Here is a 23243-nt window from a genome sequence, read left to right on the forward strand (position 1 = left end):
ATCACACTCCCGCGATCAAGCCGGAAACGTGTTCTAAATCACACACTTAAAACAGCTCAAATCTGAAGCTTGTCCAATTCAAAACTCCAGCGGTGGCTCGCGCAGCGCCTCGGTCTCCCGGGCGCAGAGGGCAGCATCCGGCGCCGTGCCGCCCGCGGCGAGGGCGGCACGCATCTCGGTCCTGGCCTTGTCGAGGTCCGCCCGGAAGCCCGCATCGCCCATCAGGGCGGCGAAGGTCGAGGAGCCGTTGGTCCGGCCCGCCGCCACATCGCTCAGCCAGTGGACGCCGCAGACCACCCGGCTCTCGCCATAGGCCCGCCCGCGGGAGAGGATTGCCGTGGCCTTCTCCGGCACCAGGGCGGCCACGATCAGCGCGTAGGCCCACCCTTGCGTGGCATGGCCGGAGGGATAGCTGAAGCTGTCGGCGAGCGCCTGGGTCCGCTGCACGCAGATGGGCGCGTCGTTGCCGACGAAGGGCCGCAGCCGCCGGTAATGCACCTTCGGAATCCGCGTCATGTGGGCGAGGTCCAGGCGGGCGCGCTCCAGCAGGTTGAGCGTCACGGGCACCCGCGCCTGATCGATGCGCACGCCGAGGACGCAGGCGAAATTGTCGAGCACCGCCACCGCGCCTTCGGCCACATCGTTGGCTGCGAGGTTCCACCGGGCGCTGCCCTTCAGGGACCGGGTGCTGGTGAAGGCCGCGTGGTCGGCGGCATCCAAGGGGGAATGCAATGCCGGCGGCGGCGGAAGGATCTTCAGGGGATCGGGAAGGGCCTCATCGGAGAGGTAGGCCTTCACCGCCGGTTTGCCGGGCTTGACCGAATCCGCCCCGATGGATGGCGCGGAGGGCGGGGCGCCTTGGTCCTCGGCCCGGCCGGGGACCGGTGCCATGAGGCTTGCGACGAGCGACAGGACCATCGGGAGCGGAAGGCGGCGCATCTCGTATCCTCGCGTTGCGACGACGGCGTCGGACTCAAAGCCTCACGAAAGGCAGACGGATCTCGGGGCGACCCATTCCCTGCCTTCGGCGAAAGCGGGAGTCCAGGGCACCCGGTGCCCCCGGTGGTGGACGCGATGCGAGGGGTGCAGTCAGCCCGCCCGGATCGCCGCCGCCACGGCGGCGGGGTGCTCCTCGTGGGGGCTCAGGGCACCCGGAACCCGCATGGCCCTGGCGAGGCCGCTTTCGGCTAGGGCATCCATCTCCGCGCCGGAGCGCCGGGGTGCCCCCTCGGGCCGCAGGACGAGCACCGGGGGAAGGCCAGGCCCGAACAGCCCCAGGAACGCGTCGCGGCTCGCCACCGGATCGAGGCCGCCGGTGACGAAGGCGGCGGTGCCGAAGCGGCCGTTGCGCTGGCGCGTGATGGCGTGCTTCGCCCGAACCACGGCCGGCGTCACCGCCTCCCTGTCTCCATAGACATGGGCCTTCATCATCCGCCCGATGATCGGGGGGCTGATGTTGAGCCGGTAGAGCGCCTCGCCGATCACCGGGGCCTCGACGGCGCGCCGGATCCGGGGAAACCACGCGGCCCGGTCGGGCATCGCTGTCGGCAGGGGGCCGCGCCACGTGGGCGCCACCAGTACGAGACGCCCGAAGGTGCCGGGGTGCCGGCGGGCGGCCGCCACGAGGTAGCCGGCCGCATGCCCCGCGGCGATGCCCACCGCATAGGGCCCCGGCGCCGCCGCGATCAGGCTGTCGAGGAAATCATGGAAGGTGTCGGGGTTCAGGGCAACGCGCTCCCGCGGCCGTGCGCCGAAACCCGGCCAGTCCGGCACGAGGCAGCGATGATCCCGGGAGAGATCATGAGCCAGCTCACTCATTTCCCGACGAGACGAAATCGTCGACAAAGCCGGCAAAATAAATGCGTCGGGGCCTTCCCCCGACACATCGCAGGGAATGGCGATCCCCTGCCCGGCGACGGTCAGATCGAAGGTTCGTTCCGCCGCCATGCTCCGCCTTTAGGTCCTGAGGAGGTCGTTGATCGCCGTCTTCGCCCGGGTCCCGGCATCGACGCGCTTGACGATGACGGCACAGTAGAGGCTCGGCCCCGGCGAGCCGTCCGGCAGGTTCTTGCCCGCAAGCGAGCCCGACACCACCACGGAATAGGGCGGCACGTAGCCGTAGGTAATTTCGCCCGTCGCCCGATCCACGATCTTGGTGGAGGCGCCGAGGTAGACGCCCATCGACAGCACGGACCCCTGGCCGACGATCACGCCCTCGACCACCTCGGATCGGGCGCCGATGAAGCAATCGTCCTCGATGATCACCGGGTTGGCCTGGAGCGGCTCCAGCACGCCGCCGATGCCGACGCCGCCCGAGAGGTGGACGTTCTTCCCGATCTGCGCACAGGACCCCACCGTCACCCAGGTATCGACCATGGTGCCCTCGCCCACATGGGCGCCGAGGTTCACGAAGCTCGGCATCAGGATGGCGTTGGGCGCGACGTAGGAGCCCCGGCGCACGAAGCAGCCGGGTACGGCCCGGAAGCCGGCTTCCTGGAAGCGGGCCGCGTCCCAGCCTTCGAACTTGGAGGGCACCTTGTCCCACCACGGCGCGCCGCCGGGGCCGCCGGAAATCGGCGCCATGTCGTTCAGGCGGAAGGAGAGCAGCACCGCCTTCTTCAGCCACTGGTTGACCTGCCACCCATGACCGTTCGCGCCGGCCACCTTCTCGGCCACCCGGGCCTTGCCCGAGTCGAGGAGGTTCAGGGCTTCGTCCACGGCCTCCCGCACGGCGCCGGTGGTGGCGGACGAGATGCCGGCGCGCTCCTCCCAGGCGGTCTCGATGGTCTGGGCAAGGTCGGCGTGGGACATGGGCGGCAGCGGTTCCGGTGAAGGGGTGCCCGTGCTTACAGCCGCCCGCCGGGGCTGTCACCGGGGCGCAGGGCGCCGCTCACGCCTCGCCGAGGAGGGAGCGGACCCTGTCGAGGTCGCCCGTGAAGCTCACGAGGTCCTGGGCCATCGCGTCGTGGATCGCCTGGGCCGCGGCGGGAAATTCCTCCAGCACGCGCCGCATCAGGGTCGGGGTGATGCGCATCACCTCGCAGCGGCCCACCGCGAAGGCGTCGCAGGGGCGTTCGCCGCGCACGAACAGGGCGAGGTTGCCGATGAGGGCCGAGCGCCCGGCTTCGACAGGCTTCCCCTTCCGGGGCACCAGCCGGACGGCCCCCGACATCACGACGAAGCCGCCGTCGGCTGAATCGCCCCTGGCGAACAGCCGGTCGCCATCGGCGAGTTCCCGCCGCTCGGCGGCGAAGCTGAGAAGGCGCAGGGCATCGCGGTCCAGGAAACCGAAAACCGGCGCCGCCGCGAGGATCGCGATGTCGTCGTCGAGCCCCACGCTGCCCTGCCGCTCCGCCTCCGGCATCCCCGGCAGGACGGCTTATCCGAAAAAGCCTAATAAATCAGGGAAGGAGCTTGTAACCACCGCCCTCCGTCACGAGGATCGCCGCCACCGCGGGATTCGGCTCGATCTTCTGGCGCAGGCGGTAGATGTGCGTCTCGAGGGTGTGGGTGGTGACGTGGGCGTTGTAGCCCCACACCTCCGCGAGCAGCGTGTCCCGGTTCACCACCGCCCGGCCCGCCCGGTAGAGGAAGCGCAGGATCGCGGTCTCCTTCTCGGTGAGCTTCAGCTTGGAGCCCCGCTCGCCGATCAGGAGCTTGGCGCTCGGCCGGAACGTGTAGGGGCCGATCTGGAACACCGCGTCCTCGGACGCCTCGTGGCTGCGCAGGTGGGCGCGGATCCGCGCGAGCAGGATGCCGAACTTGAACGGCTTGGTGACGTAGTCGTTCGCCCCGGCCTCCAGCCCCTCGACGTGGTCGGCCTCCGAATCCTGCGCCGTGAGCATGATCACCGGGCTGCGGAAGCCCGCCTGCCGCATGCGGCGCACCGCTTCCCGGCCGTCCATGTCGGGAAGGCCGACATCCATTACGGCGAGGTCGATGCGGTCGTCCGCCACCCGGCGCATGGCATCCGCCGCGCAGGCTTCCCCGACGACCTTGAACTCGTCGGACAGGGCGAGCTGTTCGATCAGCGTATCGCGCAGGATCTCGTCGTCGTCGCAGATCAGGAGATTGTAGGCATTCGACATCGTCACGAAGCCCTAGCGTAAAAGCCCTAGCCCGCAAAATCCCTCCGGTGGAAAGATAGCGCGGGATGGTCAACCGGTCCGCTCTTCTACACCGGGTCCCGGCCGCCCGAGCGGGGGCGGACTTGCAAAGGATGAGCTTTGTGACCGTAAAGTGGCTTGTGCGCAATTCGCTCCCGGATTTCGCCGATTCGGCGGTGGGGCGCCGCCGGTGAAGCGTGTCGTCCGGACGACGGTCCGTGAGATCCGCGTCCGCGCCACCGTGGCCGACAGGCGCAAGGGGCATCTCCTGGTGGGCCAGTCCGTGATTCCCTGCGCGCTGGGCGCCTGCGGGATCGTCGGCGCCAAGCGCGAAGGGGACGGGGGCTCCCCCAAGGGCCGGTTCCGTCTGCGGGGCGGGAACTACCGGCCGGACCACCTGCCCATCCGCCCGCGGACCGCCCTTCCGCTCCGGCCCCTGCGCCGGGACGACGGCTGGTGCGACGACCGGAAGGACCGCCGCTACAATCGGCCGATGCGCCTGCCGGCACCGGGCGTCAGCGCCGAGGCCATGTGGCGCCCCGACCACCTCTACGACGTGGTCCTCGACATCGATTACAACCGGGCGCCCATTCGCCGGGGGCGAGGCTCGGCGATCTTCATGCACGTGGCGCGGGAGGGCTATCGTCCCACCGAAGGCTGCGTCGCCCTGGCCCGCCCCGACCTCATCCGTCTCCTCGTTCGTCTGGGGCCGCGCACCCACCTGCGCATCGGCTGACGCCAACCTCCCCGGACGGGCAGGCTCAGACGCGGCGCACGTCGCCCGGCTTGAGCTTCATCACCTTGGTGGTGCGCGTCGACAGGCTGCCGACGATGGCTGGCTTGCCGGCCCCCTGCGTCAGGGCCGTCACGGTGGCGAGGGCCTCCGCGGCGGCCCGCACCCGCACCGCATAGACGGGCGTTTCGGACGGCTTGTCGGCGAACTGCGCCACGAGGAAGGTGGTGTAGCGGTCGCGTGGGCGGGGGCGGGTCGGCATCTCCGTTCCTTGCCATGTCGGCTAAATAACAACAAAGCCAACCTTGGCTCCAGCGGCGGTGGCAGGGCGCGTCCGCGTTCGACTCAGCGATCGACCCGGTGCAACCGTTCCCGTGACACCCACGATCGCCGATTGCGGAAGCCCGGGTCCGGAGACAATTCCGACGCCGTCATAGGGGTGAACGCCGCCGCGGCGCCTGCATTCCCGACGAGCCCCGAATCTTTAGCCACGGCAAACGTACGCTGCGCCCGTTCGGCAGCCGCGGCAAGCTGCGCCTACCCGATGACGGAACTTGGCCGTGGTCCCGGCGGCTTGTCCCGGGAAGGTCGGCTTCGGCCTTTCCGGGTTCGCGAGGAATGAGACCATGAAGGCACTGTGCTGGCACGGGAAGGGCGATATCCGCTGCGATACGGTTCCCGATCCGATGATCGAGGACCCGCGCGACGTCATCATCAAGGTCTCGTCCTGCGCCATCTGCGGCTCTGACCTGCACCTGATGGACGGGCTGATGCCGACGATGGAATCCGGCGATGTCCTCGGTCACGAATTCATGGGTGAGGTCGTCGAGACGGGGAGCGGCCACTCCAAGTTCCGCAAGGGCGACCGCATCGTCGTGCCGTTCAACATCAATTGCGGCGAGTGCCGGCAGTGCAAGCTCGGCAACTGGTCCGTCTGCGAGCGGTCGAACCGCAACGCCCAGATGGCCGCCGCGCAGTTCGGCTACACCACCGCCGGTCTGTTCGGGTACTCGCACCTCACCGGCGGCTATGCGGGCGGACAGGCGGAATACGTCCGGGTGCCCTTCGCCGACGTCGCGCCGATGAAGGTGCCGGACGGCATGGACGACGAATCGGTCCTGTTCCTCACGGACATCCTGCCCACCGGCTGGCAGGGCGCCGAGCATTGCGAGATCAAGGGCGGCGAGACCATCGCCATCTGGGGTGCGGGCCCGGTGGGGTTCTTCGCCATCCAGGCGGCCAAGCTCATGGGCGCCGGGCGGATCATCGTCATCGAGACGGTGCCCGAGCGGATCGCCCTGGCGCGGAAGGCCGGCGCCACCGACATCATCGATTTCGAGGGTGAGGATGTCTTCGAGCGCATCAAGGAGATCACCAAGGGGCAGGGCCCCGATGGGGTGATCGACTGTGTCGGCATGGAAGCGAGCGGCGGCCACGGGCTCTCGGGCTTCGTCACCGCCGTGCAGGAGAAGCTGACCTCCACCGAGCGGCCCCTCGCCCTGGCGGACGCGATCAAGGCGGTGCGCCCCTGCGGCATCGTCTCGGTGCCGGGGGTCTACGGCGGCCCCGTGCCGATCAACATGGGCTCCATCGTCCAGAAGGGTCTGACCATGAAGAGCGGCCAGACCCACGTGAAGCGCTACCTGGAGCCCCTGCTCAAGCTGATCCAGGAGGGCAAGATCGACACGTCCTCCCTGATCACCCACCGGTCGCGGGAGCTGGCCGATGGGCCGGACCTCTACAAGGCTTTTCGCGACAAGAAGGATGGCTGCGTGAAGGTGGTCTTCCACCCGGGCGGCTGACATCCGATCCCCGACGGCGCCGCTCTCCGGATGCGGACCCGCCGGGCCCGAACGATCATCCGGCCCTCCGCCACCGCGGCGGGCCGGACTGCCTGCACCGCCCGGCTTCGCGCGCATCGACGGCAGCCCGTGCGGCAGCCGAGAAGGAGGCGTGAACCGTTTTCACGCCCCCGCGTGAATCCGCCGCGAATTTGCTCGAAAGTCCTTTATACAACGGGGCATTATCGCGACGCCGGAACCGAACTCGCGGTGCCGGAACCGCCCGCCGTTCGAGACGTCGATGTCCAGCCCAGGCTTCAATCCCGCCCTCGTCGCCCTGTCGGTGATGATCGCGATGTTTGCCGCCTACACGGCCCTGGACCTCGCCTCCCGCGTCCGGGGCGGCACCGATCGCTTCGGACACCGATGGCTGTGGATCATCGGCGCGGCGGTGACCATGGGCGGCGGCATCTGGTCGATGCACTTCGTCGGCATGCTCGCCGTCGAGACGGGGATGCCGGCGGCCTACGATCCCTGGTTGACGGCCCTGTCCTTCCTCATCGCCGTGGGCGTGACGGGGGCGGGCTTCGCCTGGGTCGGCCGCACGGCGGCGGGAGCCGGCGCCGTGCTGGTCGCGGGCCCCCTGACCGGGCTCGGCATCGCCCTGATGCACTACACCGGCATGGCCGCGATGCGGATGTCCGGCGGCATCGTCTACGATCCGGTTCTCGTCGTCGTATCGGTCTTCATCGCGATCCTCGCAGCCACGGCCGCCCTGTGGCTGGCCTTCCGGCACAACAGCGTGGCCGAGAAGGTCGCGGCGGCGGTGGTGATGGGGCTCGCGGTGGCCGGCATGCACTACACCGGCATGGCGGCGGCGACCTTCCCGGCCGGGGATGGGGGCATGCTGCACGAGCAAGCCCATTCCCTGGGACCTTCCCTGGCCCATGCCGCCGCCTTCGGGACGACGGCCCCCCTCTACCTCGCCTTCGCCGTGGCCGGGGCGACGTTCCTGACGCTCTTCGTCGGCATGCTCGCCATCGCCGTCGACCAGTCCCGCATCCAGGGCGAGCTCGCCGCCAGCGAGGCCCGGTTCAAGGCCGCCATCGAGGCGGTGAGCGGCGTGCTCTGGACCAATGATGCGGAGGGGCGGATGGTCGGCCCGCAGCCGGGTTGGGCTGCGATCACCGGGCAGACGCCCGCCGAGTACCAGGGCTTCGGCTGGGCCGAGGCCGTCCACCCGGACGATGCCGCCCCCAGCATCGCCGCCTGGAACGAGACCGTCGCCTCGCGAAAAACCTTCGTGTTCGAGCACCGGGTGCGGGCGAAGGAAGGCGGCTACCGGCATTACGCGATCCGCGCCGTGCCGGTGCTGAACGAGGACGGCACGATCCGCGAATGGGTGGGGGTGCACACGGACATCACCGCCCAGCGTGAGGCCGAGGCGGAGCTGCGCGAATCCAACGAGGAGATCCAGCGCTACGCCTACATCGTCAGCCACGACCTGCGGGCGCCGCTGGTCAACATCATGGGCTTCACCAGCGAGTTGGCCGAGACCCGCGTGGAACTCCGCGGCGTGTTGGCCGGAAATCCCCAGGCCGACCGGATCGACGCCGAGATGGGCGAGGCCCTGGATTTCATCGGCGCCGCCGTCACCCGGATGGAGACGTTGATCGCCGCGATCCTCAAGCTGTCCCGGGAGGGCCGCCGCCGCTTCGAGCCGGAGCCCCTCGCCATGACGGCGCTGATCCGCCGCCTCGCCGACGCCACGCGCCATCAGGCCGGCTCCCAGAACGCCGTCGTCACCGTCGCCCCCGATCTGCCGGAGATCGTGGCCGACCGGCTGGCCGTGGAGCAGATCTTCGGCAACCTCCTCGACAACGCCCTCAAGTACCTCGATGGCGAGCGCCCCGGCCGCGTCACCGTCACCGCGGAGGTGGCGGGGGCCGGGCGGGTGCGCTTCGCCGTCTCGGATAACGGCCGCGGCATCCCGCCGAAGGACCATGTCCGGGTGTTCGAGCTGTTCCGGCGCTCCGGCACCCAGGACCGGCCGGGGGAGGGGATCGGCCTCGCACACGTCAAGGCCCTAGTCCGGGCGCTGGGCGGACGGATCGACCTCGACTCCGAGCCTGGCCGGGGCTCGACCTTCACGGTGACGCTGCCCCGCGGGCCGTCTATGGAGCGTGAGGCGCCCGCTCCCCTGTCGATCGCCGCCGAGTGAAGCGAGGGCCGGCCATGCATCCCGTCTGTATCGTGATGATCGAGGACGACGAGGGCCATGCCCGGCTCATCGAGCGGAACATCCGCCGGGCGGGGGTGAACAACGAGATCGTGCCGTTCCGCGACGGGACCTCGGCGCTCACCTACCTGTTCGGGCCGGACGGGTCCGGCGAGGTCAGCCGCCGGCGCCACCTCCTGATCCTCCTCGACCTCAACCTGCCGGACATGACCGGCATCGACATCCTGGAGAAGGTGAAGGCCAACGCGCATACGAAGCGCTCGCCCGTCATCGTGCTGACCACCACCGACGACGCCCGCGAGATCCAGCGGTGCTACGATCTCGGCGCCAACGTCTACGTCACCAAGCCGGTGAACTACGAGGGCTTCGCCCACGCCATCCGCCAACTCGGGCTGTTCTTCTCCGTCATGCAGATCCCCGAAACGCCATGACGAGCGCGGCAGGCGGGCCCGGCACTCGCATCCTCTATATCGACGACGATGCCGGCCTCGCCCGCCTCGTGCAACGCAGCCTCACCGCCCGGGGCTACGTGGTGGAGCATGCCGCGGACGGGGAGGCCGGCCTCGCCCGCCTTGCGGCCGGCGGCATCGACCTCGTCGCCCTCGACCATCACATGCCCGGCCAGACCGGGCTCGACCTCCTGCCGGCGATCCGGGCCCTGCCCGAGGCGCCCCCGGTGGTCTACGTCACCGGCTCGGAGGACAGCCGGGTGGCGGTGGCGGCGCTGAAGGCCGGGGCCGTCGATTACGTGTGGAAGGACCTCCAGGGGCAGTTCCGGGAATTGCTCGGCGAAGCGGTGGCCACCGCCCTGGGGGCGGAGGCCATGCGCCGGGACAAGGAGCGGGCCGAGGCGGAGGTCCGCGACGCCCGCGATCGGGCCGAATTGCTGCTCCGGGAGGTCAACCACCGGGTGGCCAATTCCCTGGCCCTCGTGGCGGCCCTCGCGCGGATGCAGACCAACGCCGTGGCCGACCCTGCGGCGAAGGCGGCCCTGGAGGAGATGCAGGCGCGCATCTCGGCCATCGCCGGCATCCACCGCCGGCTCTACACCTCCGAGGACGTGGAGGCGGTGGAACTCGATGCCTATCTCGGCAGCCTCGTGGAGGAGTTGCAACTCGCCATGAAGGCGGCGGGCCGGGACCACGCCATCCGCCTCAGTGCGGAACCGGTGCGCCTCGCCACGGACAAGGCCGTGTCCGTGGGTGTCGTGGTCACCGAACTGGTGACGAACGCCTACAAGTACGCCTACCCGCCGGAGGAGCCCGGGGAGATCCGCGTCGCCCTGCGGCGGTCGGCGGACCGGCTCGAACTCGCCGTGGAGGACGACGGCGTCGGCTGGACCGGCGAGGGCAAGCCCCGGGGCACCGGCCTCGGCTCCCGCATCGTCCGGGCAATGGCGACGAACCTGCGCAGTGCCCTCGTCTACACCCCGGCACCCCGGGGGACGCGGGCGTTCCTCTCGTTCGAAGGTTAGGGGATCATCCGCGGGAGGGGAGGCCGGATGCCCCTCGGCGCACGCCATCCTCGTGGGCAAGGCGATCGGATCATGCGGCACATCCCGTCTTTGCGAGCGGAGCGAAGCAATCCAGGGATCTGCCCCATGCGGTCATGTTCCGCTGCCCTGGATGGCTTCGCTGTCGCTCGCAAAGACGATTGAGGACGCGATCCGGATCGACCCGAAACCGCCCTAGGTCCGAAGAGAATCCCTCAGCCCTATCCGGGGGGAGTCGGAGGCGCAGGCGTCTCAGTGTCCCGAGCCGCGCAGCAGCATCTTGATGCGCTGGTCCGCGTTGGCGACCCGCTGGCTGACGCCCCGGCGGATGCATTTTTCGACGGTGTCGCCCGCGTAGAAGCCGACCTGCTTGTCCTGCGCCCGGCAGGATTCCACGGGCGGCCATACCACCACGGCGGCGACGGTGCCGAGCACCACGAGGCTGTCGATCACCAGCCAGCCGATCCACCCCAGGCGGAACCCGCCCTTCCCTTCGTCCTCGTTGTCCCGGTCCCGGCTCCTCGACCGGGGGGCGGCACCGTTCAAGCTCACCCGGGCCATGCGTGCCCGGAAGCGGGCCTCCTCCAGGTCGTCAGAGTTGGTGGAAGCGGAGGGGGGAATCTGCATGATCGGATCCGGTCCGAGGGAGGGGCCGCGTCAGTCGATGAACCGCTTCAGCACGGCGAAGTTGTCCGGCATCGCGAGGGCGCTGCCCATCATCTCGTTGCGGGCGCAGGCCGTGGCGCCCAGCATCGATGCCCAGTCTCCAAAGGAGGGGCGGGCCTGGCAATCGGCGAAGAGGCTGCCGAACAGGAACAACGCGGCCGGCATCAGGAACACGGCGAGCTTCACCAGGGTGAAGAGACCCCAGCGGGATCTCCGACGCCGGCTCCGCCGCCTGGGGCGCTCGTCGTCCCAATCCCAGTCCCCGCCATCACCGGCGTTGCGGTCGTGCCCGAGCATCCGACGCTCCGTCCTGAACCGGCCAAGCCCACCACGGGGCATCGGACCGGCTTCTCACGGGACGAGAGTGTCACGATCTCGTGAAATTCGACCTAACCGCAGTGGTTGAGAATTCGTGAACCGGGTGGCCGATCAGGCGGCCAGCGCCCGACGGACGGTGGAACGCAGATCGGCCAGGGAGAAGGGCTTCGTCAGCACGTCGGTGACGATGGCATCAAGGCCCCGGGCGCGTTCGCGCTGGTCCGCGAAACCGGTCATCAGCAGGATGGTCAGCTCCGGAAAATCCCGCTTGGCGGCCAGCGCCAGGGCGATCCCGTCCATCAGCGGCATGCGGATGTCGGTAAGCATCAAATCGAAGGCGCCCCCGGCCTCGTTCAGCCGATCGAGCCCGTCGCTGCCATCGGTGGCGGTCACCACGGCATGGCCGTCGATCTCCAGCCCCCGTTTCAGGAAGCCACGCACCGTCTCTTCGTCATCCACCAGAAGGATGCGCGCCATGATGTCCCGAATTGATCCCGCTGCGCCTGGGGTCCAGCCGTCGTTGCAACCAGAACGCGGATGGAAGCGCCCTACTGTCAAGACGGTATGCACGCAAAAGCTGCACCGCCGCGCCCGGAAATGGCAAAAAGTCGCGGGAAAGACGTTCGGTCAGGTGCCGCCGAACAGATCCGGGTCGGTATTTCCGTAGTCTACCACACCGACGAAGGGCAGCTGGCGGTAGGCGTGGGCAGCGTCCATCCCATAGCCGACCACGAACACGTCCGGGCAGGTGAAGCCAACGAACTCCGCATCGATGGAGACGGCCCGCTTTCCGGGCTTCTCCAGGAGCACCGCCGTCAGGACACGCTTCGCGCCGCGAGCCATCAGGAGGTCCTTGGCGAACACGACCGTGCGCCCGGATTCGAGGATGTCGTCCACGAGGAGCACGTCGCGCCCGCGCACCTCGCTCTGGACGTCCCGCAGGATCTCCACCTGTCCGGTGGAGACGGTGCCGGTGCGGTAGCTCGACAGGTGCACGAACTCCACCTGCGGCGCGAGGCCGACCCGGTGCAGGGCCCGCAGCAGGTCGGCCGCGAACATGAAGCTGCCCTTCAGCACGGCGACGACCAGAAGGTCCTGGGGCTCGGCCGCGAGGATCTCCTGCGCCAGCTCGACATTGCGCCGGGCGATGGCGTCCTCGTCGTAGAGGGTGCGGACGGGGCGAGCGGGGCTGTTCATGATCGGGGTCCCGTCGTCCTCTCGCCGGACGGCGCCCGCGCGGATCGCGTGCGGAACGGATCAGGACGCCGATGAGGAGAATGGTACCACCGCCCCGGCTCGAACGGGGGACCCCCAGATCCACAATCTGGTGCTCTAACCAACTGAGCTACGGCGGCACTAGCGGGGGGTTTATCGCGGGTCCGGACGCATTTCAAGGCAAGGATGCAGCTTGCCTCACAGCATCGGCACGCCCCCGGTCACGGGCACCAGGGTACCCGACATGTAGCTGCCCTCGCGGGAGGCCAGCAGAACGTAGGCCGGGGCAAGTTCGGCCGGCTGCCCGGCGCGGCCGAGCGGCGTATCGCTGCCGAGCCGTTCGATCTGCTCGGGGTTCTTCACGATCGGCTGGATCGGCGTCCAGATCGGGCCTGGGGCGACGCAGTTCACCCGGATCCCCTTCGGCGCGAGCAGGTTCGACAGGCCGATCGTCAGGCTGGCGATGGCGCCCTTGGTGGCGGCATAGATCAGCATGGTCGGGTCGGCGATCTTGGCCTGTTCGCTTGTGGTGTTCACGATCGCGCCGCCGGGCTTCATGTGCGGCACGGCGGCCTGGGCGAGGTAATACATGGCGAAGACGTTCGCCCGGAACGAGCCCTCGATGTCATCGGCCTTCAGGTCGCCGATACCCTCGTTGACCACCTGCGCGGCGGCGTTGTTGACCAGCACGTCGAGCCGGCCGAACGCCTCGACGGTGCGGGCCACGAGGGTCCGGCAATGGGCCTCGTCGCGGATGTCGCCGGGCAGGAGCAGACAGCGGCGCCCGGCCTTCTCGACCCAGGAGGCCGTATCCTCGGCGTCCGACTGCTCGGCCTCGAGGTAGGAGATCGCCACGTCGGCGCCCTCGCGGGCATAGGCGATGGCCACGGCCCGGCCGATGCCGGAATCGCCCCCGGTGATGAGGGCGGCCTGACCTGTGAGCAGCCCTTTACCGACGTAGCTCTCCTCGCCGTGGTCGGGCCGGGGCGTCATCTTCGACGTGAGCCCCGGCCGGGGCTGCTGCTGGTCGCCGGGAAACGGCGGCCGGGGACCGGCATCGCGGGGATCCGTCGTCATCGTCGATATCCTTGCGGCGGCCGGTCCGGCGTCCCTCAGAAAGAACGGGTGCGGGCGGTGTGGGACTGGCCGTAGCGGCGGCGCAGGACGGAGATGATCTTCGGCAGCAGGAAGGAGATCAGGATCTTGCGCACGGGAAGCCTCGCATGACGGGAATGTGAGCGGCAAGCGTGCGAGGGGCACCGTTGTTCCGCCCGGCATGAGGCCTGCGGCAAGTGGGGCCGGCGATGCACCCGCCGTCATTTCGAGCGCAGCGAAGCAATCCAGCGGCGCGACGCTCGGTAAGGTCCCGCTGCCCTGGGTTGCTCCGCTCCGCTCGCAATGACGGAGCGCGGGCGTCACGCCCCCCGAAAAGCCTACAGGTTCAGGGCCAGCGTCACCGGCACGTGGTCGGAGGGCCGGTCCCAGCCCCGGGCGTCGCGGAGCACGTCCACGGCCCGCACGGTGCCGGCGAGGTCCGGGGAGACCCAGGCATGGTCGAGGCGCCGGCCCTTGTTGGCGGCGTTCCAGTCCGGGGAGCGGTAGCTCCACCACGTGTAGATCTTCTCGGGCTCCGGGGTGAGGTGGCGGGCCGCGTCAATCCAGCCCGCCTCGCCCCGCAGGGTCTCCAGGGCCTCCGTCTCGACGGGGGTGTGGCTCACCACGCCGAGGAGTTGCTTGTGCGACCACACGTCGTGCTCAAGGGGCGCGACGTTCAGGTCACCCACGAGGATCGCCGGGCCGGCGGGCCGGCGCCCGCCCCAGGCGCGCAGCTCCTGCAGGAAGTCGAGCTTGTGGGCGAATTTCTCGTTGAGGTCCCGGTCGGGCACGTCCCCGCCGGCCGGGATGTAGAAGTTGTGGAGCACGAGGCCCGCGGCTTGTCCTGCCTCCGGGCCCAGCACCGCCGAGATGTGGCGGGCGTCGGCCCGGCCGCAGAAGCCCATCACGTCCCGGGTGTGGAGTGGCAGGCGCGAGAGGATCGCCACGCCGTTGTAGCCCTTCTGCCCGGCGAACACGACGTGCTCGTAGCCTGAGCCCCGGAGCGCCTTCAGGGGGAAGGCATCATCCGGGCATTTGGTCTCCTGCAGGCAGAGCACGTCGGGCTTGTGCTCGGCGAGGAAGCGCAGGACGAGGTCGATGCGCAGGCGCACCGAGTTGATGTTCCAGGTGGTGACGGTGAGGCGCACGGGGAGTCCGGTCTATGGGCGCTGCGACTGCTGGATCGCCTGCTGCGCCGCCTTGTCCTCGGCCCGGCCGTAATTGATGAAGAACAGGCTGGAATCGACCGGCTTGCCCTTCTGCAGGTTCGAGAGCTGGACGGTGGTCACGTAGCCCTGAGGATCGGTGATCCGCCACTGGGACAGGGTCTTCACGTCGCCGTCGAACAGAAGCTGGATCCGCGAGGTGCCGCCGAAGGTCGCCCGGTCCTCCAGGCTGATCCTCACGCCCGCCGGGTCGTTCGACACATCCGTCACCGAGAGGTCGCGGGCGAGGTCGATCTTCTCCCGCAGGAGGAATTTCAGCGGCGTCTGGGCGATGAAGTAGAGGTCCTGCGTGGCGAGCTTCTTGTCGCGCACCGCTACGGAGGTGCCGTCCGCCACCACCTCCAGGGGGGAGGGCGCGTCGTAGTCGAAGCGCAGGCGGCCGGGCTTAGCGAGGGTCAGCCTGCCGCCGATGCGCCGCCCGTCGGGGCCGATCTGCATGAACGAGCCGGTGAGCGTCGAGATACCGTTGAAGTAGGCGTTGGCCTGGGCGAGCACGGTCGCCGGGTCGGCGGGCTCGGCGGCGGCGGGGGGGGCCGGCGTGGTCACGGCCGCGACCTTGGGCTCGGCGGGGCGGGGCGCCTTTTCGGTGGCCTTCTCCGTCGGTTTGGCGGCCGGCTTGAGGCTGCCCGTCCTGTCGTTGGGCTTGGGTGCCTTCGAGGCGGGCTTCTTCACGGGCTCCGCCTCCGGCGCGGCGGGGGTCGCCTCGGGCTCGGGGGCGGCCTGCTCCTTGCGGCCGAACAGCCCGTCGAGGAACGACGACACCTGGGCCTCGGCCTGGAGGGGCGCGAGGGTCAGGCTCGCGGCGAGCAGGGTGCCGACGGTGCGGGTGCGGCGGCCGATCATCCGAAGACTCCTTCGCACCGCGGGGGTGCGCGGCTCGGGCGGGAATTAGGGCGGGCCTCCGCTTAGAGCCCCGCCCTGTGGCGAAGATGCGACGCGGCGTCATCTCTCCCGCGGCGGGGATCGTTGCGCCATCGATCCATCACGCATCCTCATCCTGAGGTGCCCGCCTCGGCGGGCCTCGAAGGAGGATTCCAGGGATCGCAGAGCTGTCTGGAGCCCTCCTTCGAGGCCGCCGCTCCGCGACGGCACCTCAGGATGAGGGGATGGGTGGGAGAGGAGGTCGGCGACGTGATTTTGCGACGAGCCCCTCTCCCCGCCTGCGGGGAGAGGGGTCCAACCGTCACTCGTCGTCGTACATCACCCCCGCCCCGTGGGCGGCGCCGGCGACGAGGATCTCGCGCTTGCCGGCATGGTTGGCCGGGCCGACGATTCCCTCGATCTCCATGCGCTCCATGATCGAGGCGGCGCGGTTGTAGCCGATCTGCAGCCGGCGCTGGATGTAGCTGGTGGAGGCCTTCTGGTCCCGCAGCACCACCTCGATCGCCTGCTTGTAGAGGTCGTCCGACTCGCCGCCAGTCGCCGCCGCGAAGGCGCCGATGTCGAAAACGGGGGCGTCCTCCTCCGGCTCCTCGGCGCGCTCGGCCTTCTCGGCCGCCTTGCCCCGGCGTCCGGTCTCCTTGGGCGCCTCCTCCGGCGTGTCGTCGGCGGTGACGGCGTCGAGGTAGCTCGGGCGGCCCTGGCGCTTCAGATGCGCCACCACGCTCTCCACCTCCGCATCCGAGCAGAACGGCCCGTGGACGCGGGTCGTGCGCCCGCCGCCGGCCATGAACAGCATGTCGCCCTGGCCGAGCAACTGCTCCGCGCCCATCTCCCCGAGGATCGTCCGCGAGTCGATCTTGCTCGTCACCTGGAAGCTGATCCGGGTCGGGAAGTTTGCCTTGATCGTGCCGGTGATCACGTCCACCGACGGACGCTGCGTCGCCATGATCAGGTGGATGCCCGCCGCACGGGCCATCTGCGCGAGGCGCTGGATCGCCCCCTCGATGTCCTTGCCCGCCACCATCATCAGGTCGGCCATCTCGTCGACCACGATCACGATGTAGGGAAGCGCCGAGAGGTCCATGGCCTCCTGCTCGTAGATGACCTCGCCGGTCTCGCGGTTTACGCCGGTCTGCACCGTGCGAGTGATGGTCTCGCCCCTGTCGCGGGCCTCCTTCATCCGCGCGTTGTAGCCGTCGATGTTGCGGACGGCGATCTTCGACATCTTCTTGTAGCGCTCCTCCATCTCGCGCACCGCCCACTTGAGGGCGATCACCGCCTTCTTCGGGTCGATGACGACGGGGGAGAGCAGGTGCGGGATGCCGTCGTAGACCGACAGTTCCAGCATCTTGGGATCGACCATGATCAGCCGGCACTCTTCCGGCTTCATCCGGTAGAGCAGCGACAGGATCATCGTGTTGATGGCCACCGACTTGCCCGAGCCGGTGGTACCGGCCACCAAGAGGTGGGGCATCCGGGCGAGGTCGGCGATGATCGGCTCGCCGCCGATATTCTTGCCCAGGCACAGGGCGAGCTTGTGCTTCGTCTCCGCGAAGTCCGGGGCGCAGAGCAGCTCGCGCAGGTAGACGGTCTCGCGCACCTCGTTCGGCAGTTCGATGCCGATGACGTTGCGGCCGGGGACGACCGCGACGCGGGCCGAGACGGCGGACATCGACCGGGCGATGTCGTCCGACAGGGCGATGACCCGGCTCGACTTGGTGCCGGGCGCCGGCTCCAGTTCGTAGAGCGTCACGACCGGGCCAGGGCGCACGGCCAGGATGTCGCCGCGGACGCCGAAATCCTGCACCGTCTGCTGGAGGTTGAGGGCGTTCTGCTCCAGCACGTCGGCATCGACTTCCTCGCTGGCGCCCGGGGCGGGCAGGGCGAGGAGATCAAGGGAGGGCAGCTCGTAGTCGGCGTTGTCGAACGAGGCGATCTCCAAGTGCCGGGGGGCCGCGATCATCCGCGGGCGGGCGGCGACCAGCGGCACGTTGCTTGTGGCCGGAGCCACCGCCGGGACGGACGCTTCCTGCTGGATGGACGTCTCCTGCGCGGCGAAGTCCTGCGCGGGAGCCTCGGGCGCGACCGGGGCCGGAGGTGCCATCTCGACGACCTGAGCTTCGACGGGCTCCTCGGCCAAAAAGGTCGGCTCGGGGGCCGGGGCGGCCCGCCCGCGCAGGAGCACGGGCCGGGGTGCGAGCGGGATCACCACGCGCTCCTCCGACCGGACCTCCGTGGAGGCCGGCGCCGCGGGCACGGTGGCGTCCGAGACCGGCGCCTGCACCGGAGACGACGCGGTGCGGATCGCCGCGCGGGCCGCCATGGCGCAGGGGACGGTGGGGCGACGGGACGCGGAATGCGGCGCGGCGGCCGGTGCCTCGCTCTCACCCTGGGGGCCGAAGACCAGGGACAGGGCGGGCCTCAGGGCCGGCGCGGTCTCCTGGCCTGCCTCATGAACCGCTTCCTGCGGCGCCTCATGCCGGTTGTCCTGTCCGGCGGCGGGACGCGGGGGCTGGTCGAAGCGCACGAGGCGATCGAGCCCGTAGGCCGGCCGCGGCGGCAGCGCCCGCAGGAGGGAGATATCGAGGGGCATGGCGATGGTCGAGACAGGCTCGGCCACGGGCGTCGCGGCGGGCGGAGCCTCGGCCGGCGGCGACTCGAGGGAGGCCCAGACATCGACGGACGACCAGTCGTCCCCGCCGAACCAGGGCTGGCTGTGCGACCAGTCGGAGAGGTCCGACCAGTCCCGGGGCTCCGGCGCGGGCTCGGGAGCCGGCGCGGCGGCGGCCGGGACCGCCTGCACAGGCGTAGGACGACGGTCCGGCGTGCGGAAATAGCGAACGCCGGGATTGGCGACGAAGGGCTGCTGCCACCGGGGCACGCCTGCGAGGGCGCGCATGGGCTCCTCGCTCTGGATGACTTCTCCGCGGGACGCCGCCTCCTCGGCCTGCCTCTCCAGAAGCGCCTGTGCCTCCTCGCGGGCCTTGCGCTCGGCCTCGACGGCCTGGGCGGCGGCCTGCGCTTCGGCGCGGGCCCGCTCCAGGGCGACGCGCTCGGCCTCCAGGGCGCGCTGCCGGCGCTCCTGCAGGACCGTGTCGGGGGTGCGGGTGAAGCGCACGGACGAGGCCTGCGGCGGCGGGGCAGCCGACACCGGGGCGAAGGGCTCCTCCGGGGCGATCGCGTCGGGCCGGCGGGGCTGGCGCACCAGCACGCCGGGGGACGACGCCTGCCGGTCGATCCGGCTCTCCGCCCGCGACGGAACGGACGCGCCGGGCGTGGCCCGGTCGTCGAAGATTCCGGACGGCCAGGCCTGTCCGGCGGGGACCGGGCCCGTCTGGCCCGGCCAGGCCGCCTCGGCACCGTAGCCGGGGCGGGCGGCACGCTCGAAGCCCTCGCGGCCGACCATCACCGTGGGGGGCGTGGTCCAGCTTGGTTCCGCCCGGCGTCCGGCGGAGCCGTAGCCGACCCGGGAGGGGCCGGCCGCGCTGCCGGCGAGGCGGCGGGTCAAGGTCGCACGCAAGGCCATGAGGCGATGCGCCAACGCCCCCAGGGACAGGCCGGAACGATCGCCGCCCCTCACCGGGCGGGCAGGGTCACGGTGGGAATGCGGGGGTCGTCCCGATGCGCGCATGGGTGTCCAATGAAACGCTGGATACAGGGGCCGCAGGCGGCAGCGGCTTGCGAGAGTTAGAAGCGTCAGCGTTAACGGGGGCTTTCGGCGCGGCGCAGATCCCCCTCTCCCCGCCTGCGGGGAGAGGCCCGTTTGTACCCCGCCGTGCAAACGGGGAGCGAAGGCGAAGCCGAAGCGATGGTGAGGGGGCGGCCCCGGAGGAGGCTCTTCCGGGCCCCCTCACCTTCGGCTGCCGCCTCGCCGCACCGACGACGGGTTCGTCGCGGCCTTCTCCCCGCAAGACGGGGAGAGGGGATGATCGGCATCCGCCCGGCGGCGGCGATCCCCCCGCAGCGGGGGAGGGGCGTGTCCCGAAGCCGGGTCCCATCGGGCGATCCCTGTATTACACTTGGGGGCAGCCCCCCGAACGCGGACCGGTGAAGTGTCGACGTCCTCCGATTCCAAAGCCGGCTTCCTGTCCCTCTACCGCCACGGCTTCGCCCGCGTCGCCGCCTGCACGGGGCGCAGTCATCCGGGCGACCCGGCCCGCAACGGTGAGTCCGTCCTCGCTCTGGCGCAGACCTGCCACGAGGCCGGGGCGGCGGTGGCGGTGTTTCCGGAACTCGCCCTCTCGGCCTACGCCATCGAGGATTTGCTCCTGCAGCAGCCCCTCCTCGACGCCGTCGAGGCCGCCGCCGCGGAGCTTGCCGCGCACGCGGCCTTCCTCCGGCCGCTGCTCATCGTCGGCGCGCCGCTGCGCTGGCGCCACCGGATCTACAACTGCGCCCTGGTCATCCAGGGCGGCAGGATCCTCGGCGCCGTGCCGAAGACATTCCTGCCGAACTACCGGGAGTTCTACGAGAAGCGCCATTTCGCCTCCGGTGCCGGGATCGCGGGGGAGACGATCACCGTCGCGGGGGAGCCGGTCCCGTTCGGGACGGACCTGCTCTTCGCGGCGCAGGACGTGCCGGGCCTCGTGGTCGGCGTGGAGATCTGCGAGGACCTCTGGGTGCCGCAGGCGCCCGGGATGAACGCAGCGCTGGCGGGGGCCACGGTGCTGGCCAACCCCTCCGGCAGCCCGATCACCATCGGCCGGGCCGATTCCCGGGAACTGCTGTCGCGGGCGGCCTCCATGCGGGGCGCCTGCGCCTACCTCTACGCCGCGGCCGGGCGGGGCGAATCGACCACCGATCTCGCCTGGGACGGGCAGACCAGCATCGACGAGTGCGGCGTGCGCCTCGCCGAGGGGGAGCGGTTCGCCTGGGAGCCCGTGGCGACCCTCGCCGACATCGACCTCGACAGGATCGCCCAGGAGCGCCTTCAGGCGGGCAGCTTCGACGACGATGCGCGGGCGTGTGGAACGGCCCCGTGGCGGCGGGTGCCGTTCCGGGTCGATCCGCCGGAGGGTGACCTCGGCCTGAGGCGCCGGATCGAGCGCTTCCCCTTCGTGCCGAGCGATCCGGCCCGCCTCGCGCAGGATTGCTACGAGGCCTACAATATCCAGGTCGCCGGCCTCGCCCAGCGCCTGGAGGCGACGGGCACGAAGAAGGTCGTCATCGGCATCTCGGGCGGCCTCGATTCGACCCACGCCCTCATCGTCGCCGCCAAGGCCTTCGACCGGCTGGGCTACCCGCGCTCGGACATCCTCGCCTACACCCTGCCGGGCTTCGCCACCTCCGCGGGCACGAAGACCAACGCCCACGCCCTGATGCGGGCCCTCGGCACCACCGCCGCGGAGATCGACATCCGCCCCGCCGCCGAGCGCATGCTCGCCGACATGGGCCACCCCTACTCGGCCGGAGAGAAGGTCTACGACGTCACCTTCGAGAACGTACAGGCGGGCCTGCGCACCGACTACCTCTTCCGCCTCGCCAACAAGGCGGGAGGGCTCGTGATCGGCACCGGCGACCTGTCCGAACTGGCGCTCGGCTGGTGCACCTACGGCGTCGGGGACCAGATGAGCCACTACGCCGTCAACGCTGGCGTGCCCAAGACGCTGATCCAGCACCTGATCCGGTGGGTGATCTCGTCGGGCGCCTTCGACACCGAGGAGGGGCGGGTGCTACGCGCCGTCCTCGACACCGAGATCTCGCCGGAGCTGGTGCCCGCCGGGGCCGACGAGGCGCCCCAGAGCACGGAGGCCGCCATCGGTCCCTACGCCCTGCAGGATTTCACCCTCTTCTACATCCTCCGGCACGGCTTCCGGCCGTCCAAGATCGCCTTCATGGCACTCCATGCCTGGGGGGAGGCCGGACGCGGCGACTGGCCGGCGGACTTCCCCGCCGAGAAGCGCGTCGCCTACGCCCTGCCGGAGATCCGGCGGTGGCTGTCGGTGTTCCTCACGCGGTTCTTCGGCTTCAGCCAGTTCAAGCGCTCGGCGATTCCCAACGGACCGAAGGTCACCGCCGGCGGGGCGCTCTCGCCCCGGGGCGACTGGCGGGCGCCCTCCGACGGATCGGCCCGGATCTGGCTCGACGAGCTGGCCCGTAACGTCCCCGAAACGTGACCGTCACAAACCCGACTGATTGTGCCATTATGAACACGGTCAAGCTGATTTCTCGCAATGCGACGGAATCGGCGTCCGAGGGCGGCCAAGCGGAGGGTTTCCGATGCGAAACTACAACCTCTTCCGGCTGACCGAGGTGGAGGGCCTGTGTTGCGCCGTCCCCGAATCGAGCGCGGTGCCGGCCTTCATCGGGTCCGGGCGGTGGACCTTCGGCGGTAAGCTGGAGGATGGCTGCCGCACACCCCTCGATTTCGACGGGCGTGCCGCGGATACGGCCGTGCGCTTCAACGGCTTCTACCTGTTCCAGACCGTGGACCGGCGCTTCATCGCGTAACCGCCTGGGCGGTCTTCAGCGGCTCTCGATTAGCATTTAAGACAAATCTTCCTTAAGAGGTCTTGGGCACACTCGACGCCGCCGCGTAGTCCGGAACGTTTTGATGTCCATCGAGCAACGAAAGCAACCGCGCCTCCGGGTTTTGCTGAAGGGACGAATCCACTTCAACAATAACTCGTCGAGCATCGATTGCCTCGTGCGGGACATGTCGCCCCAGGGCGCACGCTTGATGTTGAGCGAGACTGCGACACTGCCCGAGAAGTTCGATCTCTACATTCCTCAGAAGGAGCGGACCTACCGTGCCTCCCTGCGCTGGCGCCGGGAGGACGGGATCGGCGTGACCTTCGATGGCGGCGAGACCGCAACGCCGGACGCCGCCCCCGATCTCACCGTGTCCGCCCTCCTGCGCCGGGTGGGCGAGCTGGAGGCCGAGAATGCGTCTCTCAAGCGCCGCCTCGCCGACATGATCGCCGCGGCGGCTTCCGCGAATTTCGACTGAGGGCCCGCTGAGCCCAATATGGCTCAGTTCAAGGCCGCGCGGATGCGGGCGGCATGCCCGGCGAGGATCTCCGGATCGGCCATCCCGCCCTCGTGACGCTTGAGCGGCACGCCTTCCCGCCGGGGGATGATGTGCATGTGCAGATGGAACACAGTCTGCCCGCCCGCCGGCTCGTTGAATTGGAAGATCGTCAGCCCGTCCGCATCGAAGGCGGCCTTCACCGCGCGGGCGACGGTCTGGACGCTGCGCATCAGCGCGGCCAGGGTCTCGGGCTGCGCATCGAGCAACCCCCGGGACGGCGCCTTGGGGATGACGAGGGTATGGCCCTCGCCCTGGGGCATCACATCCATGAAGGCGAGGGTGTGCTCGTCCTCGTAGACCTTGTGCGCGGGGATCTCCCCCCGCAGGATCTTGCCGAAGATATTGTTGGGGTCGTAGGCCGTGTCCGCCATGCTGCCTCCCTTTCCGGGGCGGCACGATGCACGGCGCGGGGGCGGGCGTCCACCGGCCGGGAACCGTCACGGTGGCCGGCCCCTTCTCC

At 70.0% G+C, this 23243-nt stretch carries 23 protein-coding genes and 1 tRNA gene; 8 read left to right on the forward strand and 16 right to left on the reverse strand.

Going from position 1 to position 23243, the window contains the following annotated elements:
- Positions 1-78 precede the first annotated feature (78 nt).
- From MFF22_RS02155 to MFF22_RS02175, 5 genes are all read right to left on the reverse strand, one after another.
- Positions 79-939 (reverse strand): acid phosphatase, encoded by an 861-nt coding sequence (locus MFF22_RS02155; protein ID WP_370877498.1) that lies wholly within the window; start codon positions 937-939, stop codon positions 79-81.
- 150 nt (positions 940-1089) lie between these two features.
- The gene (locus MFF22_RS02160) at positions 1090-1947 is read right to left on the reverse strand and encodes an alpha/beta fold hydrolase (RefSeq protein WP_238247467.1); all 858 of its coding nucleotides are present in this window, start codon (positions 1945-1947) and stop codon (positions 1090-1092) included.
- A 9-nt stretch (positions 1948-1956) separates the two neighbouring features.
- Positions 1957-2811 carry a 2,3,4,5-tetrahydropyridine-2,6-dicarboxylate N-succinyltransferase gene (gene dapD, locus MFF22_RS02165; RefSeq protein ID WP_238247468.1) on the reverse strand — a complete coding sequence of 285 codons (855 nt, stop codon included), beginning with the start codon at positions 2809-2811 and terminating at the stop codon, positions 1957-1959.
- A 79-nt stretch (positions 2812-2890) separates the two neighbouring features.
- The gene (locus MFF22_RS02170) at positions 2891-3337 is read right to left on the reverse strand and encodes a Crp/Fnr family transcriptional regulator (protein ID WP_238247500.1); all 447 of its coding nucleotides are present in this window, start codon (positions 3335-3337) and stop codon (positions 2891-2893) included.
- A gap of 64 nt (positions 3338-3401) precedes the next feature.
- Positions 3402-4088, reverse strand: coding sequence for a response regulator transcription factor (locus MFF22_RS02175; RefSeq protein ID WP_238247501.1), 687 nt, complete (start codon positions 4086-4088; stop codon positions 3402-3404).
- A 208-nt stretch (positions 4089-4296) separates the two neighbouring features.
- Between MFF22_RS02175 and MFF22_RS02180 the strand changes: the two genes are divergently transcribed.
- Positions 4297-4842 (forward strand): L,D-transpeptidase family protein, encoded by a 546-nt coding sequence (locus tag MFF22_RS02180; protein WP_370877499.1) that lies wholly within the window; start codon positions 4297-4299, stop codon positions 4840-4842.
- Between the two features lie 25 nt (positions 4843-4867).
- On the opposite strand, the gene MFF22_RS02185 is transcribed toward MFF22_RS02180, so the two are convergent.
- The gene (locus tag MFF22_RS02185; protein WP_238247469.1) at positions 4868-5101 is read right to left on the reverse strand and encodes a hypothetical protein; all 234 of its coding nucleotides are present in this window, start codon (positions 5099-5101) and stop codon (positions 4868-4870) included.
- Positions 5102-5465: 364 nt separating this feature from the next.
- Here MFF22_RS02185 and MFF22_RS02190 point away from each other — a divergent pair, with 364 nt between their 5' ends.
- From MFF22_RS02190 to MFF22_RS02205, 4 genes are all read left to right on the forward strand, one after another.
- Positions 5466-6641 carry a zinc-dependent alcohol dehydrogenase gene (locus MFF22_RS02190; RefSeq protein WP_238247470.1) on the forward strand — a complete coding sequence of 392 codons (1176 nt, stop codon included), beginning with the start codon at positions 5466-5468 and terminating at the stop codon, positions 6639-6641.
- Between the two features lie 280 nt (positions 6642-6921).
- The gene (locus tag MFF22_RS02195) at positions 6922-8841 is read left to right on the forward strand and encodes an MHYT domain-containing protein (protein ID WP_238247471.1); all 1920 of its coding nucleotides are present in this window, start codon (positions 6922-6924) and stop codon (positions 8839-8841) included.
- Positions 8842-8855: 14 nt separating this feature from the next.
- On the forward strand, positions 8856-9290 hold the full coding sequence (locus MFF22_RS02200) for a response regulator (RefSeq protein ID WP_238247472.1): 435 nt from the start codon (positions 8856-8858) through the stop codon (positions 9288-9290).
- Positions 9287-10333, forward strand: coding sequence for a sensor histidine kinase (locus tag MFF22_RS02205; RefSeq protein ID WP_238247473.1), 1047 nt, complete (start codon positions 9287-9289; stop codon positions 10331-10333). The genes MFF22_RS02200 and MFF22_RS02205 overlap by 4 nt, the downstream gene beginning before the upstream one ends.
- Before the next feature lie 270 nt (positions 10334-10603).
- On the opposite strand, the gene MFF22_RS02210 is transcribed toward MFF22_RS02205, so the two are convergent.
- From MFF22_RS02210 to MFF22_RS02250, 9 genes are all read right to left on the reverse strand, one after another.
- Positions 10604-10978 (reverse strand): hypothetical protein, encoded by a 375-nt coding sequence (locus tag MFF22_RS02210; protein ID WP_238247474.1) that lies wholly within the window; start codon positions 10976-10978, stop codon positions 10604-10606.
- 30 nt (positions 10979-11008) lie between these two features.
- Positions 11009-11314 (reverse strand): hypothetical protein, encoded by a 306-nt coding sequence (locus tag MFF22_RS02215; protein WP_238247475.1) that lies wholly within the window; start codon positions 11312-11314, stop codon positions 11009-11011.
- A 132-nt stretch (positions 11315-11446) separates the two neighbouring features.
- Positions 11447-11812: a response regulator gene (locus MFF22_RS02220; protein ID WP_238247476.1), complete on the reverse strand. Its 366-nt coding sequence runs from the start codon at positions 11810-11812 to the stop codon at positions 11447-11449.
- Positions 11813-11962: 150 nt separating this feature from the next.
- A complete protein-coding gene (gene hpt, locus MFF22_RS02225; RefSeq protein WP_238247477.1) occupies positions 11963-12532 on the reverse strand; it encodes a hypoxanthine phosphoribosyltransferase in 570 nt (189 codons plus the stop codon).
- Positions 12533-12613: 81 nt separating this feature from the next.
- Positions 12614-12690, reverse strand: a tRNA-His gene (locus MFF22_RS02230).
- A 58-nt stretch (positions 12691-12748) separates the two neighbouring features.
- Positions 12749-13627 carry an SDR family oxidoreductase gene (locus MFF22_RS02235; protein ID WP_238247478.1) on the reverse strand — a complete coding sequence of 293 codons (879 nt, stop codon included), beginning with the start codon at positions 13625-13627 and terminating at the stop codon, positions 12749-12751.
- 356 nt (positions 13628-13983) lie between these two features.
- Positions 13984-14793 (reverse strand): exodeoxyribonuclease III, encoded by an 810-nt coding sequence (gene xth / locus MFF22_RS02240; protein WP_238247479.1) that lies wholly within the window; start codon positions 14791-14793, stop codon positions 13984-13986.
- A gap of 12 nt (positions 14794-14805) precedes the next feature.
- The gene (locus MFF22_RS02245; protein WP_238247480.1) at positions 14806-15714 is read right to left on the reverse strand and encodes an outer-membrane lipoprotein carrier protein LolA; all 909 of its coding nucleotides are present in this window, start codon (positions 15712-15714) and stop codon (positions 14806-14808) included.
- A gap of 340 nt (positions 15715-16054) precedes the next feature.
- Positions 16055-19279, reverse strand: coding sequence for a DNA translocase FtsK (locus tag MFF22_RS02250; protein WP_238247481.1), 3225 nt, complete (start codon positions 19277-19279; stop codon positions 16055-16057).
- A 526-nt stretch (positions 19280-19805) separates the two neighbouring features.
- Here MFF22_RS02250 and MFF22_RS02255 point away from each other — a divergent pair.
- The 3 genes from MFF22_RS02255 to MFF22_RS02265 all read left to right on the forward strand — a co-directional run bounded on the left by MFF22_RS02255 (position 19806) and on the right by MFF22_RS02265 (position 22702).
- Positions 19806-21869, forward strand: a complete 2064-nt coding sequence (locus MFF22_RS02255) for an NAD(+) synthase (protein WP_238247482.1) — start codon at positions 19806-19808, stop codon at positions 21867-21869.
- A 103-nt stretch (positions 21870-21972) separates the two neighbouring features.
- Entirely contained in the window at positions 21973-22203 is a 231-nt protein-coding gene (locus MFF22_RS02260) for a hypothetical protein (protein WP_238247483.1), read from the forward strand.
- Between the two features lie 103 nt (positions 22204-22306).
- Positions 22307-22702, forward strand: a complete 396-nt coding sequence (locus MFF22_RS02265) for a PilZ domain-containing protein (protein WP_238247484.1) — start codon at positions 22307-22309, stop codon at positions 22700-22702.
- Between the two features lie 23 nt (positions 22703-22725).
- Here the strand turns inward: MFF22_RS02265 and MFF22_RS02270 are convergent, their stop codons facing one another.
- The gene (locus MFF22_RS02270) at positions 22726-23154 is read right to left on the reverse strand and encodes an HIT family protein (RefSeq protein ID WP_238247485.1); all 429 of its coding nucleotides are present in this window, start codon (positions 23152-23154) and stop codon (positions 22726-22728) included.
- Positions 23155-23243 lie beyond the last annotated feature (89 nt).

This window comes from Methylobacterium persicinum (assembly GCF_022179525.1).
In the GTDB taxonomy this organism is placed as follows: Bacteria; Pseudomonadota; Alphaproteobacteria; order Rhizobiales; family Beijerinckiaceae; genus Methylobacterium; species Methylobacterium persicinum.